The 19,178-nt window shown below is 67.8% G+C and carries 15 protein-coding genes; all 15 read left to right on the top strand.

Translation table 11 applies throughout. The features are described from left to right. Positions 1–254 precede the first annotated feature (254 nt). The 15 genes from NA8_RS00590 to NA8_RS00525 all read left to right on the top strand — a co-directional run bounded on the left by NA8_RS00590 (position 255) and on the right by NA8_RS00525 (position 19,160). Entirely contained in the window at positions 255–1,562 is a 1,308-nt protein-coding gene (locus tag NA8_RS00590; RefSeq protein ID WP_245663608.1) for a SpoIID/LytB domain-containing protein, read from the top strand. Positions 1,563–1,920: 358 nt separating this feature from the next. Further along, on the top strand, positions 1,921–2,679 hold the full coding sequence (locus NA8_RS00585) for a MerR family transcriptional regulator (protein ID WP_063048352.1): 759 nt from the start codon (positions 1,921–1,923) through the stop codon (positions 2,677–2,679). A gap of 153 nt (positions 2,680–2,832) precedes the next feature. Further along, positions 2,833–3,474, top strand: coding sequence for a hypothetical protein (locus NA8_RS00580; RefSeq protein WP_063048351.1), 642 nt, complete (start codon positions 2,833–2,835; stop codon positions 3,472–3,474). Positions 3,475–3,712: 238 nt separating this feature from the next. Next, positions 3,713–3,877, top strand: a complete 165-nt coding sequence (locus tag NA8_RS33350; protein WP_157106442.1) for a hypothetical protein — start codon at positions 3,713–3,715, stop codon at positions 3,875–3,877. Between the two features lie 369 nt (positions 3,878–4,246). Continuing rightward, positions 4,247–5,470 carry a UDP-galactopyranose mutase gene (gene glf, locus NA8_RS00575; protein ID WP_063048350.1) on the top strand — a complete coding sequence of 408 codons (1,224 nt, stop codon included), beginning with the start codon at positions 4,247–4,249 and terminating at the stop codon, positions 5,468–5,470. 7 nt (positions 5,471–5,477) lie between these two features. Beyond that, entirely contained in the window at positions 5,478–7,412 is a 1,935-nt protein-coding gene (locus NA8_RS00570) for a glycosyltransferase (protein ID WP_063048349.1), read from the top strand. Positions 7,413–7,486: 74 nt separating this feature from the next. Continuing rightward, entirely contained in the window at positions 7,487–8,047 is a 561-nt protein-coding gene (locus NA8_RS00565; protein ID WP_063048493.1) for a phosphatase PAP2 family protein, read from the top strand. 1 nt (position 8,048) lies between these two features. Next, a complete protein-coding gene (locus tag NA8_RS00560; RefSeq protein ID WP_063048348.1) occupies positions 8,049–8,975 on the top strand; it encodes a decaprenyl-phosphate phosphoribosyltransferase in 927 nt (308 codons plus the stop codon). A gap of 4 nt (positions 8,976–8,979) precedes the next feature. Continuing rightward, complete coding sequence (locus NA8_RS00555; RefSeq protein WP_084466399.1) at positions 8,980–10,920, top strand: arabinofuranosyltransferase AftB family protein; 1,941 nt, start codon at positions 8,980–8,982, stop codon at positions 10,918–10,920. A 224-nt stretch (positions 10,921–11,144) separates the two neighbouring features. Further along, positions 11,145–12,212 (top strand): alpha/beta hydrolase, encoded by a 1,068-nt coding sequence (locus tag NA8_RS00550; RefSeq protein WP_063048347.1) that lies wholly within the window; start codon positions 11,145–11,147, stop codon positions 12,210–12,212. A gap of 300 nt (positions 12,213–12,512) precedes the next feature. Then, positions 12,513–13,574, top strand: a complete 1,062-nt coding sequence (locus NA8_RS00545; protein ID WP_063048346.1) for an alpha/beta hydrolase — start codon at positions 12,513–12,515, stop codon at positions 13,572–13,574. Between the two features lie 616 nt (positions 13,575–14,190). Beyond that, positions 14,191–15,231, top strand: a complete 1,041-nt coding sequence (locus tag NA8_RS00540; RefSeq protein ID WP_245663607.1) for an alpha/beta hydrolase — start codon at positions 14,191–14,193, stop codon at positions 15,229–15,231. 222 nt (positions 15,232–15,453) lie between these two features. After that, complete coding sequence (locus tag NA8_RS00535; protein ID WP_063048345.1) at positions 15,454–17,256, top strand: alpha/beta hydrolase-fold protein; 1,803 nt, start codon at positions 15,454–15,456, stop codon at positions 17,254–17,256. A gap of 396 nt (positions 17,257–17,652) precedes the next feature. After that, positions 17,653–18,177 carry a DUF732 domain-containing protein gene (locus tag NA8_RS00530; protein ID WP_063048344.1) on the top strand — a complete coding sequence of 175 codons (525 nt, stop codon included), beginning with the start codon at positions 17,653–17,655 and terminating at the stop codon, positions 18,175–18,177. 47 nt (positions 18,178–18,224) lie between these two features. After that, the gene (locus tag NA8_RS00525) at positions 18,225–19,160 is read left to right on the top strand and encodes a cutinase family protein (protein ID WP_063048492.1); all 936 of its coding nucleotides are present in this window, start codon (positions 18,225–18,227) and stop codon (positions 19,158–19,160) included. The last annotated feature ends 18 nt before the right edge of the window (positions 19,161–19,178 follow it).

The following is a 19,178-nucleotide window of genomic DNA, read 5'->3' as shown; positions in this document are numbered from 1 at the left end:
CGTCTGAGGAACCATGGGAGTGAACGGATGCCTCGTAATTTGAGCACATCGAGAGCGGAACAATGCTGGTAAAGGGCATTTTGTCGGAGCGATCACGCGTCGTGCGTCCGCATCGGCGGCAGCTGCGTCTTCACTCGCCATCGATCGTGTTGCTAATCGGCTTCGGAATGGTCGCTGGAACGCTCTTCGTGCACTCCGGCCGTCCGCTGGACGCTCCGTATCGCCCTCTGGCAGGACCGGGGCACGGGCGCGGCATGAGCCAGGTGGGCGCGTTCGAGAACGCGCGAGCGGGGTGGGCAGCCGAACGCATCCTCGAGCACTACTACCCAGGCGCGACGCTCACCACCATCGCGCCCACCGCCGTCCGGGTTCGTCTCATGACGCGGGACAACTCGGCTCTCGACGCCTTCGCGAACGCCGGCCTGCGCGTGGCGGGCAGGGAGGTGGCGCCCGGTCAGGTCGCGCACCTGACACCGCAGCCGGGTGGCCGAGCGAGCGTGGTCGTTACGGCGGGCTGCGCCGGTGACGTGCTGTGGCAGGCCGAGACCGACGACCCCTGGATCCATCCCGTCGACTCCCGGCCGAACCGCCCTGCGGCGGAACATCTTACGCTGTGCGGGGGTTCGGCGTATCGCGGTGCGCTCGGCGTCGCCCTCGAGGACGGCGCGGCCCGCACGATCAACCAGGTGGACGTCGAGGACTATCTACTCGGCGTGGTCCCGGCGGAGGTGCAGCCCAACTGGGCGGACAAGGGGGCGGTGGAGGCCTTACGCGCCCAGGCGATCGCGGCGCGCTCCTATGCCCTTGCCGAACAGCGCTATCCGTACGCGCAGACCTGCGACACCACCGCTTGTCAGCGGTATCCCGGCACCGCGCAGGAGGATCCGAGAACGGCAGCCGCCGTCTCGGCAACGGCCGGTGCGGTCCTGCTGCGCGACGGCCGGATCCTGCGCACGGAGTACTCGGCCGCGCCCGATGGCGGGGAACCCACGGACATCCAGACCCTCGAGGTCGGCCCCGCGCCCGGCGAGTCGACCACCACCGCGCCACCCGAGGATCCGCGCAAGCGGGCGGCGGTCACCGAGTCGGCGATCGATGCCGAGTATCGCCGTATCGGTGGTGCGACCAGCACGATCGGTACGCCGCTCGGACCGGAGATGATCCTGCCGCGTCGTGCGGGCACCTACCGGCTCTACACCAACGGCGTCATCATCGTGACGCCCACACTGGGCGCGCAGGTCGTGGACTACTCGCGCATGCTGCAGGTGGTTCCGGAAGGGGGTGAGCCGTTACGAATCCCGCCCGAGGCGTCGTCTGGCGCGGCGCCTTCTCCTGGTGCTACCGCCCCCGGTGGGGCCGGTGTCATCCCGCCTGGCGCGGCTCAGGCCGGCGCTATCGCCCCTGCTGGTGCGGATCAGCCCGCCACGGCGTCTCGCGGCGCTCAGCCCGGCGCTGTCTCGCCGCACGGTGCGCAGCCCGGTGATGGGTCTATGTCTTCTGCAATCGCACCCCGTGGTGGGACAGCGCTTGGTGCTACCACCACGCAGGGCGGTGGGCCTTAGCCCGCAACCCCTCGCGATGATCACTACCGAGGTGTGTCGCCCAGCGGCTCGGCCGACTTGGCAGTAGTCCGGCCGGTCGCCGGCGCGATGGTGCCGTCGAGTGCCGCCCGCAGCCCCTGCTGCTCGATCATGTGCTCGAGCAGCAGGTCGTCGGTCGGTGAGAGGCCCTGTTCGGTGAGCGGGAGCCGGACGGTCTGTGCCCTCGAGGTCCCGGCTCGGTTTGTGCCGTCGCCAGTGCTGGTCGCGCCTATCGGAGCTGCGCCGAGTCGGAAAATCCGCCCGGATATCGGGGTTGACCTTGACGTAACGTCAACTTGCAAGCTGGTTACACCGACGAGAGAAGGAGGGAGGAGAAGTCGTGGGCACCAAGGAATGGTCCATACAGGATCTGGCGAAGGCGGCCGGTACCACCAGCCGCACGCTGCGCCACTACGGGCAGCTGGGGCTGTTGCCGCCCAGCCGGATCGGCGCCAACGGGTACCGGTACTACGACCAGGGCTCCCTCGTGCGGTTGCAACGCATCCTGCTGCTGCGCGAACTCGGCCTCGGACTTCCGGTCATCGCCGAAGTCCTCGCCGGAGAGCAGGACATCGCAGCCGCGCTGCGCACGCACCTGGACCTGCTTCGGCAGGAACAGGATCGGATCCGGCGGCTGATCGAGTCGGTGCACACCACGCTGCACAAGACGGAAAGAGGTGAACAACTCGTGGCAGCAGAAGTTTTCGACGGCTTCGACCACACGAAGTACAAGGACGAGGTGATCGAACGCTGGGGCAAGGACGCCTACGACAGCGGTGACCGCTGGTGGCGCTCGATGTCCGACGCGGACAAGAAGACCTTCCAGCAGACCCATCTCGACATCGCCGCGGACTACGGCCGTGCGCACGCCGACGGGCTCACCCCCGACAGCGATGAGGTGCAGGCCATCGTCCAGCGCCACTACGACTGGATCGGCATCGGATGGCAGGGTCGTCCGGTAGTGAAGGAGGCGTTCGTCAACCTGGGCGAGATGTACGTGGCCGATCCGCGTTTCGCGGTCAACTACGACATGCACGGCGCGGGCACCGCCGAGTTCGTGCGCGACGCGATGAAGGTCTACGCCGAGCAGCGGCTGTAGAGCACAACCTGCCGGCGGCCGGTACGTGTGCACGTGTACCGGCCGCCGGTCGTTCGGTGCTGGAGCGCCGCCCGTTTCGCTGTGCGAGAGCCGCTTTCGAGTCGATAGTTGTCGGGGCGGCGCGGTAAGGTCCGATGCCGAAGGGGGAGTTCGATGAACAATTCGTACGCTCGGTTCGGGGTGCAGGGGAACAGCGGAGCGCCGGCGACATGGCACGCCGTGTCGGCGATCATCGCGGCCTGTCTCGGTGGGGGCGGGATCTGTATCGGTGCACTGTTCGGCATCAGGGAACTCAACGGCTCGACCAGCGGAATCCCAGACGCGACGAAGGATTTCGACGCCTGGTGGGCCGCGTCCCGTATCCGCGCGGTACAGGAGATCTTGCTCGCGGTATCCGCGCTGCTGGCGGTGGTGATGGTCGCCGGTGCGATCCTCTTACTACTCGGCAAGCCGGCTGGGCGGCCCGTGGTGCTGATCGGTTCCTCATGGGGATTCTTCGGCGGCCTGATCGCGGCGACCTATGGCGGCGAGTACGGTTTGGCGGCACAGTCGGCCGCCTCGCCTTTCTACTTGATCGTCGGGGCGTCTGTCTGCACGGTCGCGTTCGGCACGATCGCGACGAGTCCGCAAGGCCACCCCACTGCTTCACCCGCGCCCGTGCCGCCGCAGCCCGGTCTTCACTCGTCGGTGCCGCAGTCCGGTCCGCAGCCGCCATCGGCGCAGTATGGTCTCCAGTTGCCACCGCCGCGGTTCGGCCAACAGCCACCCGCACCGCACTCGCGCCCGCCCCACTGACGCGCGTTCCGGTTCGTTCGACGCGACAGCGGACCCGCGTCACGGAATCACTCGGTTTGGTCGTCGTCGCGCCCGAGCGCGTGCATCAATTGGTCTTCCGTGATCGGCGGAACCGGAAGGGGATGGGCGGCCTCCGCGCGCAGTCCGTCGAGCACCAGGCCGAGGTGGCGGCGCCAAGCTTCGGGGGCGATGTGACTGGTCGCCTCGACGATTCTGGTGTGTGACCGGGTGATGCGCGTTGATCGAGGGCAGCAAAGCCGCGCAGATCGTCGACGAGCGCCCGGAGCTGATTCCCGACGGCCTGGAAATCGTGCGGATCAGCGGCGAAGCACTCGGCGACCACTACTGGCGGCTGTACACCGAGCGGGACAAGGTCGAGCTGGACGTCGGTTTCCCGGCCTGATCGCGGCCGCGGGCCTCCGGCCACGGGCGGCTCCCGGGCGATTCTGCACGGATCCATCCGAGGGCTCACGGGCGGCGAGTCGATCACCGAGGGACGCGGTCCCTCGGTGAGGCGCAGAGGGAGCCTCTTCATCGCGCACCGGTCTCGGTGGCCCACCGCCACGGAGCATCGCTAACCGCGCGCGATCGCCGGCCGGCCGGCCGGGGGGGGCAGTAAACAGCCCGGCGGTTGCCCGCGCGGTCCATTCCGGCAAACATCCGGCGAAATCAGGAGGTCGGGGACGTGAAATGGGGTGCCGCGAACGGTGCCGCTCAGCGCACTTCCTACTCCGCCCGGACGCGGCCGGGACTTCCGATACTCTGGGCTCCCGTGACCGTCGCATCGTCCCCGGGTAACTCCGTCCATTCCGCCTCACAGTTCGATCTGATCGTCGTCGGCTCCGGATTCTTCGGGCTGACCGTTGCCGAACGCGCCGCCACCGTGCTGGGTAAACGGGTTCTGGTGATCGAACGGCGACACCACCTCGGTGGTAACGCGTACTCCGAGCCGGACCCGGAAACCGGGATCGAGATCCACAAGTACGGCGCGCACCTGTTCCACACGTCGAACAAGCGGGTGTGGGATTACGTCACCCAGTTCACCGAGTTCACCGGCTACCAGCACCGCGTCTTCGCGATGCACAAGGGGCAGGCCTACCAGTTCCCGATGGGTCTCGGTCTGGTCTCCCAGTTCTTCGGTCGCTACTTCTCGCCGGAGGAGGCGCGCAAGCTGATCGCGGAGCAGGCCTCGGAGATCGAGACCAAGGACGCGCAGAACCTCGAGGAGAAGGCCATCTCGCTGATCGGCCGACCGCTCTACGAGGCGTTCGTGCGCGACTACACCGCCAAGCAGTGGCAGACCGACCCGAAGGAGCTGCCCGCGGGCAACATCACCCGGCTGCCGGTCCGCTACACCTTCGACAACCGCTACTTCAACGACACCTACGAGGGCCTGCCCCGCGAGGGCTACACGAAGTGGCTGGAGAACATGGCCGCCTCCGAGCTGATCGAGGTGCGGCTGAACACCGACTGGTTCGAGGTGCGTGAGCAGCTGCGCGCCGAGAACCCGGACGCACCGATCGTCTACACCGGCCCGCTGGACCGCTACTTCGATTACAGCGAAGGCGAACTGGGCTGGCGCACCATCGATTTCGAGACCGAGGTACTGCCGGTCGGCGACTTCCAGGGCACTTCGGTGATGAACTACAACGACGCGGACGTGCCCTACACCCGCATCATCGAGCCGCGCCACTTCCACCCCGAGCGCGAATACCCCGCCGACAAGACGGTGATCATGCGGGAGTATTCCCGGTTCGCGCAGACCGGTGACGAGCCGTACTACCCGATCAACACCCCGGAGGACCGGTCGAAACTGCTGGCCTACCGGGAGCTGGCCAAGCAAGAGACCGCCTCGGCGAAGGTCGTCTTCGGCGGCCGTCTCGGTACCTACCAGTACCTGGATATGCACATGGCGATCGGCAGCGCTCTGAGCATGTTCGACAACGTGCTGCAACCGCACCTGGCGGACGGTGCGCCGCTGGTGGACCAGGCTTAGGAGACCGATGACCTCCCAATCCATTTTGGAAGACATGACCACCGAGACCCGCGCGAAGTCGCTGCTGCAACGCATCATCCTGCCCCGGCCGGGTGAGCCGCTGGACGTGCGCACGCTCTATGTCGAGGAGTCGCAGACCAACGCCCGGCGCGCGCACGCGACCACCCGCACGTCGCTGTCGATCGGCGCGGAGTCCGAGGTCTCGTTCTGCACCTACTTCAACGCGCTGCCCGCGAGCTACTGGCGGCGCTGGAGCGTCCTGTCGTCGGTGGTGCTGCGACTGGAATTGGCCGGGCACGGCCGGGTGGATGTGTACCGCTCCAAGGCCGACGGCTCGCGAATCCACGTGCAGGGCAAGGAATTCGCGGTGGCCACCGGCGCCGACTCGGTGGTCGTCGAGTTCGAGACCGATCTGGCCCCGTTCGAGGACGGCGGCTGGATCTGGTTCGACATCACCACCGACACGGCGGTCACGCTGCTGTCCGGCGGCTGGTACGCGCCGGTCGAGGCGCCCGGCGAGGGCAGCATCGCGGTCGGGATGCCGACCTTCAACCGGCCCACCGACGCGGTGAAAACGCTCGCCGCCCTCGGATCGGATCCGCTGGTGCTGGAGAAGATCAAGGCCGTCATCATCCCGGACCAGGGCACGAAGAAGGTCGTCGACGAGCCCGGCTTCACGGAATCGTCTGCGGCGCTCGGTGACCGCCTGTCCATTCATGATCAGCCCAACCTCGGCGGGTCCGGCGGTTACAGCCGGGTCATGTACGAGGCGTTGAAGACCACCGACGCCGAATACATCGTCTACATGGACGACGACATCGAGATCGAGCCCGACTCGATCCTGCGCGCGCTGGCCTTCGCCCGCTTCGCGAAGTCGCCGGTGCTCGTCGGCGGCCAGATGCTCAACCTGCAGGAGCGCTCGCACCTGCACGTCATGGGCGAGGTGGTCGACCGCGGCATCTTCATGTGGACCGCGGCCCCGAACGTCGAGTACGACCACGATTTCTCGAAGTACCCGCTCAAGGACCGGGACAACTCGAAGCTGCTGCACCGGCGCATCGACGTCGACTTCAACGGCTGGTGGACCTGTGTCATCCCGCGCCGCGTCGCCGAGGAACTCGGCCAGCCGCTTCCGCTGTTCCTGAAGTGGGACGACGCGGAATACGGTCTGCGCGCCCGCGCGGCCGGATACCCGACCGTCACCCTGCCCGGCGCGGCGGTGTGGCACATGGCCTGGAGCGACAAGGACGACGCCATCGACTGGCAGGCGTACTTCCACCTGCGCAATCGCCTGGTCGTCGCCTCGCTGCACCTGCCGGGCAACGGGCGGGGCATGGTCGTCAACACGATCAAGGCAACCCTGAAACACCTGCTCTGCCTGGAGTACTCGACGGTCGCGATCCAGAACCTCGCCATCCGCGATTTCCTGGCCGGCCCCGAGCGGCTGTTCCAGTTGCTGCCCAGTGCGCTGGGCGCGGTGCACGAGCTGCGCAAGCAGTACCCGGACGCGGTGATCCTGCCCTCGTCCACCGAACTGCCACTGGCCAGCCACATCGGCGTCGGGGCGGTCGGCGAGCCCGCCAACCCGATCGCGAAGGTGGTCCGGCTGGCCAAGGGCGTGGTGCGCAACTTCCGTCCAGCGCACTCCGAACACCACGAGACCCCGCAGCTGAACGTGCCGACGCTGGACGCGCGCTGGTTCCTGCTCTCGCAGGTCGACGGCGTCACGGTCACCACGGCCGATGGCCGCGGTGTCGTCTACCGCAAGCGCGATCCGCGCCAGGCGCTCGGCCTGTTCAAGGAGGCCATGCGCCTGCGCAAGGAGCTGGCCGCCCGCTTCCCGGAGATGCAGCAGCGTTACCGCGCCGCCCACCCGCAGCTGACCAGCACCGCGGCGTGGGAGAAGGTCTTCGGGATCGACACGAAGGATGGGCAGCAGTGAGTCTCGGAGCGAGCGCCGCCGACGACGCGGCCGTGCAGCCGCCGTTGCACAGCGCAAACGGGCACGGCGGCCCGGTGTCCGCGCGACCGGAGCGGGCCGAGCAGGCGCCGCCGGAAGTCGCGATCATCAACGCCGTGCAGGCCACCCTCGGCAGCAAACCGGCTGTGGTGTCCGCGGCCCGCGGCCTGTCGCACTTCGGCGAGCACGCGCTCGGCTGGGTCGGCATCGCCGCCGCGGGATGGCTGGTCGACAAACCGCGGCGCAGACAGTGGGCGGGGGTCGCGGTCGGCGCGGTCGGCGCGCACGCGGCCTCGATCGTCATCAAGCGCGTCGTTCGCCGACCGCGTCCGAACGACCCGTCGGTGCAGGTCAACGTGGGGACGCCGAGCAAATTGAGCTTCCCGTCCTCGCACGCGACCTCGACTACGGCGGCGGCCGTGTTGCTCGGCAGATTGACCGGGCTACCCTTGCCTGCGGTGCTCGTCCCCCCGATGCTGCTTTCCCGGGTGGTCCTCGGGGTGCACTACCCCTCCGACGTGCTCGCCGGTTCCGCGCTCGGCGCCGCGTCCGCCGCCGCCCTGCTCGCCGCCGAAAAGAGACTCGACAGTGACCGCACAAGAAAGAGCCTTGGTTGACATGAGTGAAGAGCCGACCGGCGCCGACCTCGCCGAGGCGGTGGTCAAGGGCCCGCCCAAGACGCTGGCCGGCGGTCTGTTCAAGGCAGTCCGTCCGCGGCAGTGGGTCAAGAACGTCCTGGTGCTCGCCGCACCGCTGGCCGCGGGGACGGCCACCGATGTGAACGTGCTCGCGCATGTGGGCATCGCGTTCGTGGTGTTCTGCATGGCGGCCTCGGGCATCTACCTGGTGAACGACGCGCTCGACGTGGAGGCCGACCGGGCGCACCCGACCAAGCGGTTCCGTCCGATCGCCGCGGGCATCGTCCCGGTGAATTTGGCCTACCTGCTGTCGGCCATGCTGCTGGCCGGGTCGATCGCGGGATCGTTCCTCGCCTCGTGGGATCTGGCCGTGGTGATGGCGGTCTACATCGGCATCCAGCTGGCCTACTGCTTCGGCCTCAAGCATCAGGCCGTGCTGGACATCTGCATCGTGTCGTCCGGCTTCCTGCTGCGCGCGGTGGCCGGTGGCGCGGCGGCCGACATCGAACTGTCGCAGTGGTTCCTGTTGATCATGGCCTTCGGCTCGCTGTTCATGGCCGCGGGCAAGCGCTACGCGGAACTGCAGATCGCGCTGGGCACCGGCGCCAAGATCCGCAAGTCGCTGGAGTACTACACGCCCACCTACCTGCGCTTCATCTGGACGCTGGCCGCGACGGCGGTCGTGGTGTTCTACGGGCTCTGGGCGTTTCAGCAGGACGGCATCAAAGACACCAACTGGTTCGGGATCTCGATGATCCCGTTTACCATCGCAATCCTGCGTTACGCGGTCGACGTCGATGGTGGCGAGGCCGGGGAACCGGAAGAGATCGCGCTGGGGGACCGCATCCTGCAGTTCCTCGCAATCGCCTGGATCGGAGCGGTAGGTGTCGCTGTCTATCTCACCTGACGAGATGCTGGTAGCGGAGCGAACGGAACACGCGGCGGAGCGGCAAGCCGATGAGCAGACCCGCTCCGCGTCGCGGTTCACGCGCCTATCCGAAGCCACGTTCGTCGGTGGGATCGCGCTCACCGTTGTTCTTTTCGCGGTCGGAGGCTGGCAGCGACGGTGGATCGCCGACGACGGCCTCATCGTGTTGCGCACCGTCCGCAACCTGCTGGCAGGCAACGGCCCCGTCTTCAACGAGGGCGAGCGCGTCGAAACCAACACCAGCACCGCGTGGACCTACTTGGTCTGGTTCTTCAGCTGGCTGACCCAGGCGCGGCTCGAGTACGTGGTGCTCGGTGTCGCGCTCACGGTGTCGCTGGCCGCGGTCGTGTTCGCCATGCTCGGCTCGGCGCGGCTGTGGGGCGGCGCGGGCACCGGGCTGTTGCTGCCGGCGGGCGTGCTGGTCTACATCGCGCTGCCCCCGGCCCGCGACTACGTCACTTCCGGCCTGGAAAGCGGCTTGGTGATCTGCTGGATCGGCCTGCTGTGGTGGCAGCTGATGCGCTGGAGCCAGGCGAAGTCGGTGCGTCTGCCAGGCCTACTCGGTCTGGTCTTCCTCGCCGGGCTCGCCCCGCTGATCCGCCCTGAGATGACCCTGGTCGGCGCGCTGGCGCTGCTGATGATCTTCTTCGCCCCCATGCCCGAGAGCAAGCTGCGGCCGATCGTGCTGCGCGCGGTGATCGTCGCGGTGGCCGGGCTGGTTCCGCTGGGTTACCAGATCTGGCGGATGGGCTACTACGGTCTGCCCTACCCCAACACCGCCGTCGCCAAGGACGCGGGCGGCGCCAAGTGGGGGCAGGGTTTCACCTACCTTTGGGACCTCGTCGGTCCGTACTTCCTGTGGGCGCCGCTGCTGGTGCTGCTGCTCGCCGGTGTGCTCGCCGCGCGCACGCGGGCAGGCCGGACCGCCGGCGCCGGTTCGGCGGAGGAGCGCGGTCGGTCGATTCCGCGGGGCCGGGAGTGGCTGCGCTCCCCGGGAGCGGTGGTTACCGCGGTCCTGCTCAGCGGTTTCCTCCTGACGCTGTACGCGCTGCGAGTCGGCGGCGACTTCATGCACGGCCGGATGCTGCTGCCGCAGCTATTCCTCCTGCTGCTCCCGGTCGCGGTGATCCCGATCCGCGCGCCCAGGGGCGGGCTGCGCGCGGCGACCGCCGCCGACTGGTCCTTCGCGGTGGTCGCCGTGGCATTCGTCGGTGTCGCGGGCTGGGCGCTGTTCGCCGCGAACACCACCGCGATCAAGACCGGCACCAAGATCACCTCCACCGGCATCGTCGACGAGCGCGTCTATTACGTGCTCAACACCGGGCACGACCACCCGATACTGGCCGAGGACTACCTGGACTATCCGCGTATCCGCGCGATGGTCGACGACATCACCGCGAGCCCGAACGGCGGCCTGCTGCTCAACTCGCCCTCGTTCATGTTCTGGTATGTCGCTCCGCCGCCGCAGCCCATTCCCGACGGCGGCGCCGGGCACACGGTCTACTTCCTGAATCTCGGGATGACCAGCATGAACGTTCCGCTGGACGTGCGTGTGATCGATCCCATGGGCCTGGCCTATCCGCTGGCGGCGCACACCGACCGCCTCACCGACGGCCGGATCGGGCACGACAAGAGCCTGTATCCGGACTGGGTCATCGTGGACGCGGGCATGGTGGACAAGAAACCGTGGATGCCTTGGTATCTGGACGAGAAATGGGTGGCCCAGGCACGCACCGCGATGTCCTGCCCGGACACCCAGGCACTGCTGATCTCCTCGCGCGACCCGCTCACCTTCGAGCGGTTCCGGCACAACCTGCGTAACTCGCTGCGATTCGCGAAGTACCGCATCGACCGAGTGCCGAAGTACGAGATCCAGCGGTGCGGACTGGCCGATCCGTTCCCGCAACCGATCGCGCCGCGCTGAATCCGTGGCACGCACCGGGCCCGGTCATGCACGCCGGCCAGGGCCTTGTGCGAGTCCGATAAAGTGGCGTACGCCGCTTTATCTCTTTTTGGTAACGCCACCGTGTCGATACCGATATACGCTACGACCGTATGCCCGGCCGTGGCGTCCATCGGTAGAGGGCATCGGCGGGTTACCGTGTGGACGGCTTGCCGCTGTCGCTGTGAAACGAAAGGTTCAAACTGATGCGAGGCGTGATCGGGCGTCGTCTTAATACTCGAAGAACAGGTTCCTGGCTCAAGCGGTCGGTGCTGGTGTCGCTGGCGGTTCTGCTACCGCTCGGGGTGTCGGTGGCAGGCCCTGCCGCCCCGGCATCCGCCGCGTTCAATCCGGACGGCTTCGACTTCTGGGTCGATTCGGAGATGGGGCCGATCAAGTCGCGCGTCTTCCGCGCCGCCGACGGCAACACCGGGCGCGTGGTCTACGCGCTGGACGGTATGCGGGCACGCACCGACCTGAGCGGCTGGGAGATCGATACCGAGGTCGTTCGCGAGCTGACCAAGTGGAACATCAACGTGGTCATGCCGGTCGGCGGCCCGTCCAGCTTCTACGCCGACTGGAACGGTCCGAGCGACTTCTTCGGCCTGGGCAGCGCGGGCTCGTCCTCCACCGGTTCGGCGAACTCCGGCTCCGGCCTGCTGACCGGTTCCGCGGGCGGACCGGGCAAGACCAGCACCTACAAGTGGGAAACCTTCCTCACCAACAACCTGCGCTGGGCGCTGCGCGACCGGCTCGGGTTCAACCCGAACGGCAACGGCGTGTTCGGCCTGTCCATGGGCGGCAGCGCCGCGCTCACCCTGGCGGCCTATCACCCCGACCAGTTCCGTTACGCCGGTTCGTACTCCGGCTATCTGAACATCTCCGCGCCGGGCATGCGTGAGGCGCTGCGCGTGGCGATGCTGGACGCGGGCGGCTACAACATCGACGCGATGGCGCCGCCGTGGGGCCCGCAATGGCTGCGGATGGACCCGTTCGTGTTCGCGCCGCGGCTGAAGGCGAACAACACTCGCCTGTGGGTCTCCGCCGGTAGCGGTCTGCCGAGTGGGGCCGACGGCCTCAGCTTCAACACCGTCAACGCGATGGGTCTGGAAGCGCTGGCCTTGGCCAACACCCGCGCGTTCCAGGTCCGCATGCTCACCCTGGGCGCGAACAACGTCACCTACGACTTCCCGGCCGTCGGTGTGCACAACTGGAACTACTGGGCCGACGAGGTCTACCGGATGATCCCCGACCTGTCCGCCAACATCGGCTAGCTCGGCAATCGCGACGAAAGACCGCTCCGCGCCAACGGCACGGAGCGGTTTTTCGGCGTTTACCGGGTCGTCCGGGGGTAATTCGGCAACGAATACGAAGAAAACGGGCTTCGGTAGTTGTGGTCTGGATCACCATCCAGCAACATGAAGGCATTCGTCCCCGATTGATACTCCAACGACATGCACCGAGTTAGACTCGTCCGTTTCTCGGTGGACGTTGCGGCTCGATGCCCGATGAGGGCGCGGTATTGATCGCTGAAAGTTTGCCGATGGGGCCGCCCGAGGGAAAGGTCGAATGTGATGCGTAGTGCGCGCGGGAAGCGCGGGCCCGAGAGGTCTCGAACATCCGGTTCGTGGTTGCGACGGTCCATCCTCGGCGTCGCCGTAGCGCTGCTGTTGCCGCTCGGCACGACCATCGCGGGCACCGGCGCCACGGCATCGGCGGCCTTCGACCCCGCGGCCTTCGACTTCTGGGTAGATTCCGGCATGGGCCCGATCAAGACCCGGATCCTGCGGGCGGCGGACGGCAACACCAACCGCGTCGTCTACGTGCTCGACGGCATGCGGGCGCCGGAGTCGCTGAACGGCTGGGAGATCGAGACGAACATCCCGCAAGTCCTGGCCGGCCAGAACGTCAACGTGGTCATGCCGGTCGGCGGCATGTCGAGCTTCTACGCCGACTGGATCGCGCCGAGCGAGTTCCTGGGCATCCCGGCGGGTAGCGGCTCGAGCACCGGTTCCGGCGGGCTGGACGGGTTCGCGGGCGGGCCGGGCAAGAGTTACCGCTACCAGTGGGAGACCTTCCTGACCAACAACCTGCGCTGGGCGCTGCGCGACCGGCTCGGGTTCAACCCGAATCGCAACGGCGCCTTCGGGTTGTCGATGGGTGGCAGCGCGGCGCTGACCCTGGCCGCCTACCACCCGGACCAGTTCAGCTTCGCCGGCTCGTTCTCCGGGTACCTGAACAACTCGGCGCCGGGCATGCGCGAGGCGATCCGCGCCGCCATGCTGGACGCGGGCGGCTACAACGTCGACTCGATGGCCCCGCCGTGGAGTCCGCAGTGGTTGCGGATGGACCCGTTCGTGTTCGCCCCCAACCTGATCCGCAACGGCACCCGCCTGTGGATCGCCGCGGCCAGCGGCCTGCCCTCGGCCACCGACCCGCCCAGCTTCGGCACCCTCAACGGCATGGGTCTGGAGACCCTGGCCCTGGCGAACACCCGCGCGTTCCAGGTCCGGATGGCGACGCTGGGCGGCGGCAACGCCGTGTACTCCTTCCCGCCGTTCGGTATTCACGCCTGGAACAACTGGTCCGACGAGGCCATGCGAATGATTCCGGATATGTCGGCGAACATCGGCTGAGTTGGATTTCCAGCGCCTGCGGCGCTGGGTGTTCGCGGTAGGGGTGGGGCGAACTGGGGGTTGTAGGGGTCCGGACGATGGGGCCCGGATGTCTCCGCTGTGTTTGCTGTGTGATCGCTGTTGTAGGATCGTCGGAGCTAGAACTGTTTGCTAGCGGTCATTCTTATGGCTATCACGGCAGATCTCGAGGCCGATCACATCTCGGTCAACGGTCCTGCCGGGTCTTTGTCTCGTCGACCGGATGTGCGGTGTGCCGGCTCCGTGCGAGCCGGACGCCGGGATTGCGAAGATCTCGGGTCGGTGACAGTTCCCGCCAGGAGCGCGAATATCTTGCGATCCAAGACGACATCACCGCGAGAACGCGATAAGGTCACCGCATCATTACCTTGCGCAAACGGACGGATTTCGGCCAGTGGAAAGACCTCGGATCTTGCTAAAGCGGGGACCGTCGAATATCGTCCAGCGAGCGCAAGTGTGACCAGATCGTTGTAGCGCCGTCACGGGGACTGGATTGTCGGGACCATGTCCGTGACGCGCGTCTCGTTGGCAACACGGGTGCCGCTTCGCCCTTCGGGTGGCGAGGTGGCACCACAACAGCAGAAAGAGAGCAGGATTCATGCGTTTCGGCAGGGCGGCCGCGCCGAAGAGAACACAGTCGGGACGACGAGGCGCGCCTCGCGGTTGGCGTAATCGAATTCTGGCTGTCGGTGCCGCCGCATTGGCGCTACCGATCGCCGCGGGCCTGGCGACCCCGACGCTCGCCACCGCGGCGCCGTCGGCGCACGCGCCGGTGTTGCGAGCGCCCGCGGGTGGCTTCGAGGACCTGATGGTCCCTTCCAGCATGGGCCCGATCAAGGTCCAGGTCCAGTGGGCTGCGCGCGGCGGTAACGCGGCGCTCTACCTGCTCGACGGCCTGCGCGCCCGCGACGACCGCAACGCGTGGTCGTTCGAGACCAACGCGCTGCAGCAGTTCGGCAACGACAACATCACCCTGGTGATGCCGGTCGGCGGCCAGTCCAGCTTCTACACCGACTGGTACGCGCCGTCGAACCTGAACGGCCAGAAGACCACCTACAAGTGGGAGACCTTCCTCACCAAGGAGCTCCCGGCCTTCCTGGAGGGCTACGGCGTCTCGCGCACCAACAACGCGGTCGTCGGCCTGTCCATGGGCGGTAGCGCGGCGCTGGCTCTCGCGGCCTACCACCGCGACCAGTTCAAGTTCGCCGCCTCCTACTCGGGCTACCTGAACATCTCCGCGCCGGGCATGCGCGAGGCGATCCGCGTCGCGATGCTGGACGCGGGCCGCTTCAACGTCGACTCGATGGCCGCGCCGTGGAGCCCGCAGTGGCTGCGGATGGACCCGTTCGTGTTCGCGCCGCAGCTGAAGGGGCTGCCGATGTACATCTCGGCCGCCAGCGGCCTGCCGGGTCAGTTCGACCAGCCGAACTCGGCGGTCGGCGTGTTCAACACCGGTAACGCGATGGCGCTGGAAGCCCTTTCGCTGGTCAACACCCGCGCGTTCCAGGCTCGCCTGAGCTCGCTGGGTATCCCGGCCCGCTTCGACTTCCCGGCCGCGGGCACCCACTCCTGGAAGTACTGGGAGGGCCAGCTGTTCGCCTCCCGCAACATGATCCTGGACGCCACCGGCGCCTGGTGATCTGATCCACCTTCTCGCAATTCAGGCCGCACCGTTTCGGTGCGGCCTGAATTGCGTTCGGGGCCAGCCCTGATCCGGGGCAGCGAACATAGTTTGCTACGAAGCGCGTGTCTCCCGTAAACGTCGCTATAACGGGAGTACAAAGCTTCTGTGGCAGGGATTACGCGCGGTAGCTGCGGTAGACGCGGGCGTCTCGTCGCCCGTTCGGCACGTGAGCGGCTGATGCTGCTCGCCACCGCACTGGTGGTCCCCCTAGCCGCGGGCATGTCCGTCGAGGCGCCCGCGGCTGCGGAACCCACGGTGGCCGTGGCCGCGCCCGTGCTGGAGAAGGTCCAGTGGCTCAGTGACCGCCGCGTCGCGTTGTGGGTGATCTCGCCGTCCATGGGTGCGCCGATCCAGGTGCAGTTGCTGCTGGCCAGGGACTGGAACGCCCGTCCGGAGGCCAGGTTTCCCGTTTTGTTTCTGCTCGACGGCCTGCGCGCGACCGACGACGAGAACGGCTGGACCAAGGAGGCGGGGGCGGTCGATTTCTTCGCCGACAAGAACGTCACCGTCGTGCTGCCCATCGGCGGACAGTCCAGCTTCTACACCGATTGGCTGGAGCCGGACAACGGCCGCACCTACAAGTGGGAAACCTTCCTGACCAAGGAACTGCCGCCGCTGCTGGAGAGCCATTGGCGGGCGACGAGCGTGCGGGGCATGGAAGGCCTGTCGATGGGCGGCACGGCCGCGATGCTCCTGGCCGCCCGCAATCCCGGCTTCGTGCGGCACGCCGCCTCGTACTCGGGCTTCTTGACCACCACGACGCTGGGTATGCCCCAGGCCATCGAGTTCGCGATGCGCGACGCGGGCGGGTTCGACTCCGCCGCCATGTGGGGTCCGCAGACCGGACCGGAGTGGGAAGCGCACGACCCGTACATGCTGGCCGACAAGCTGCGCGGCGTCAGCCTCTACATCTCCAGCGGCAGCGGCGCGATCGGACCCTACGATCAGGCCCTCGGCATACCCGGCGTGAGCACGAACATCGCGGGCATGGGGTTGGAGATCCTCGCCCGGCTCACCTCGCAGAACTTCGTGACCAAGCTGTCCAAGCTGGCCATCCCGGCGCAGGTGAACTATCGCCCGTCCGGCACCCACTCCTGGCCGTACTGGGATTTCGAGATGCGCCAGTCCTGGGCTCAGGCCGCCTCCGCGCTGGGCGTCGACCAGGGCAAGCCCGCCTGCCAGCCGGGCGGTGCGATCGGCCCGGTGGCCGCCGCCGCCGCGGGCTGGCTCGGCGAATGCCTCACCGGGGAGTACGCGGTGGCGGGAGGCACCGCTCAGGACTTCGCGGGCGGCCGCGTGTTCCACACGCCGGGTAGCGGCGCGTACTCGGTCGGCGGTTTGTTCGGCGCGGGCTACCAGGCGGCCGGGGGGCCCACCGGACCGCTCGGCCTGCCGACCAGCGAGGAGCGCGCGCTGGAGGACGGTCGCGGTAAGTACCAGTTCTTCCAGAACGGCTCGCTGTACTGGACGCCGCAGACCGGCGCCCAGGTGGTCCGCGGCGCGATCCTGGAGGAATGGGGCAAGCAGGGGTTCGAACGCGGCCCCGCCGGTTATCCGGTCGCGCCGGAGATCAAGACACCGAGCCGCGACGGTGCCGTGCAAGCCTTCGAGAACGGCCCGTTCTACTACAGCGCAGCCACCGGCGTGCACCGTGTCCAGGGTTTGATCCTCGGCAAGTACGCCCAGCTCGGCTTCGAGAACAGCCCACTCGGCTTCCCCGTCGACGAGGAACAGGCGCTGAAGGAACTGGGCCGGTTCAGCCGATTCGAAGGCGGCAACATCTACTGGAGCCCCGTCTCCGGCGCTTGGGCGGTGCGCAACGGCCCGGTGCTGGACGCCTGGCGCGAGACCGGCTACGAGAACGGCAAACTCGGTTACCCCACCGGCGACGAGTTTCCCATCTCCGACGGCGTGCAGCAGAACTTCCAAGGCGGCTTCATCACGGTGCGCGACGGCAAACCGGAAGTGCACGCCCTTTGAGAGGGGCCGGTCCACGCGGTGGCGAAGGTCGCCCGCGGAGCGGCGCGTCGAGCCGCCGACCCCCACTTCTACGCCGAAGTCGCTACGGGCCGTAACGCGGCGGCTCACCCGGCCGCACATCGTGCATCCGACCGGCGGGTACTGCCGATACGCACGCGTCGGCCCAGCTCCCGGTTTCGAGCAGAGCGAGACCGAACATGCTCTGTTCGCGGCCCGGCAGGCGTCCGAGTGGCCGCCGCGTTCGCGACGAAGTCGCCAGCGGCGGTCGCTCGGACGCGAGCCAGGAACACGCCGCGACGGAGTCGCGGCCAAACCAGCACAGCGCGGCAAATTGAACACCGCTAGCCTGGTGGGCGACCCGACCCCCGCTCAGCGACAGATCGAGGACAAGAATTCATGCATCGGACCCGTGGAAAGGTATTCGGCGTAGTCGTGGCGCTCGCCGCGACCGGCCTGCTCGCCGCGTGCGGCGACAATGATTCGACCGCGACGAGCACACCGTCGACGCCTGCCCGCACCACGACGGCGACGACGACGTCGCCGGCCGCATCGACGCCCGCCGACACCGGTCAGCCCGCTCCCGCGCCGGAGCAGCCCACGACGACGGTGGCCCCCGAGCGTCCGCAGCCGGTGCCAACCGAAGCCGTCCCGCCCGCGGACACCTCGAAGCTCACCGACAAGGACAAGCGGTTCCTGGACGAGCTGGCCAAACAGGGTGTCACCCCGTCCACCCCGGACATCGCGCTGAGCATCGGAGCGTACGTCTGCCAGGGCACCGCCGCCGGTGCGTCCGATCAAGATCTGATGACCTTCGTCAACGCCATGGCAGGTTCCGATCCGTCCTTCGACCCGGCCAAGATGCCGGTGGAGAAGGCCGGGCAGATCTACATCACCACCGCTCGCGCCACCTACTGCCAGTGAGTTCGCGTTCCCGTTCGACCTCCCGCCGGTTCAGGCCGGCGGGATGTCTGGTCGTGATCGGCGTCGTGCTGCTGATCGTCCTGGTGGTCCTGCTGCTGTGGTATCTGCTGGCGGGACGTCTGCGCCCGCCCGGCCCGGGCCCGAAGCCGCCGGAGCGGCCGACTTCGCAGCCGGCCAGTTGTCCCGACGTGCAGATGATCTCGGTGCCCGGCACCTGGGAGTCGAACAGCTTCGACGATCCGCACAATCCCACCGCGAACCCGGTGTCGCTGATGCTCAACGTCTCCGGTCCGATCACCCAGCGGTTCCCCAGCGAGCGGGTGGACGTGTACACCGTTCCCTACGTCGCGCAGTTCTCCAATCCGATCGCGATCCCGCCGGACGGCCAGCAGTCCTACAACAACAGCCGGTCCGAGGGCACGGCGCGGATGGTCGACGCCATGGCCGCACGGCATCAGGAGTGCCCGTTGACCACCTACGTGCTCGCCGGGTTCTCCCAAGGTGCGGTGATCGCGGGTGACGTCGCCGCGCGGATCGGCGCGGGCGACGGCCCGGTGCCCGCCGATCTGGTGCTCGGCGTGACGTTGATCGCCGACGGACGCCGCACCGGCGAGAACGGCCAGGGGCAGCCGATCCAGATCGGGACGCCCGTGCCCGGCGTGGGTGCCGAAGTCGCGCTCAAGGGGTTGAACGTGCCCGGCATCACGATGACCGGTCCGCGTCAAGGGGGCTTCGGCGCGCTGGCCGACCGCACCTACACCATGTGCGCGCCCGGGGATCTGATCTGCGATGCCCCACGGGAGGCACTGAGTCCGTGGAACATCGTGGGCAGCGTGAATTCGCTGGTCCGGGCGGCGGGGAACCCGGTGCACGCCCTCTACAACACCTACGTTGTCGACGGTGACGGCACCACCGCGACGCAGTGGACTACCAACTGGGTGGCGGGCCTCATCGAGGCAGCGCCGCATCCGGCCCATTCGTGAGAATTCACAGACCGTGAG

Origin of the sequence: Nocardia arthritidis NBRC 100137 (genome assembly GCF_001612765.1) — a bacterium.
GTDB classification, from domain to species: domain Bacteria; phylum Actinomycetota; class Actinomycetes; order Mycobacteriales; family Mycobacteriaceae; genus Nocardia; species Nocardia arthritidis.
This window is presented reverse-complemented; position numbering and strand designations above follow the sequence as displayed.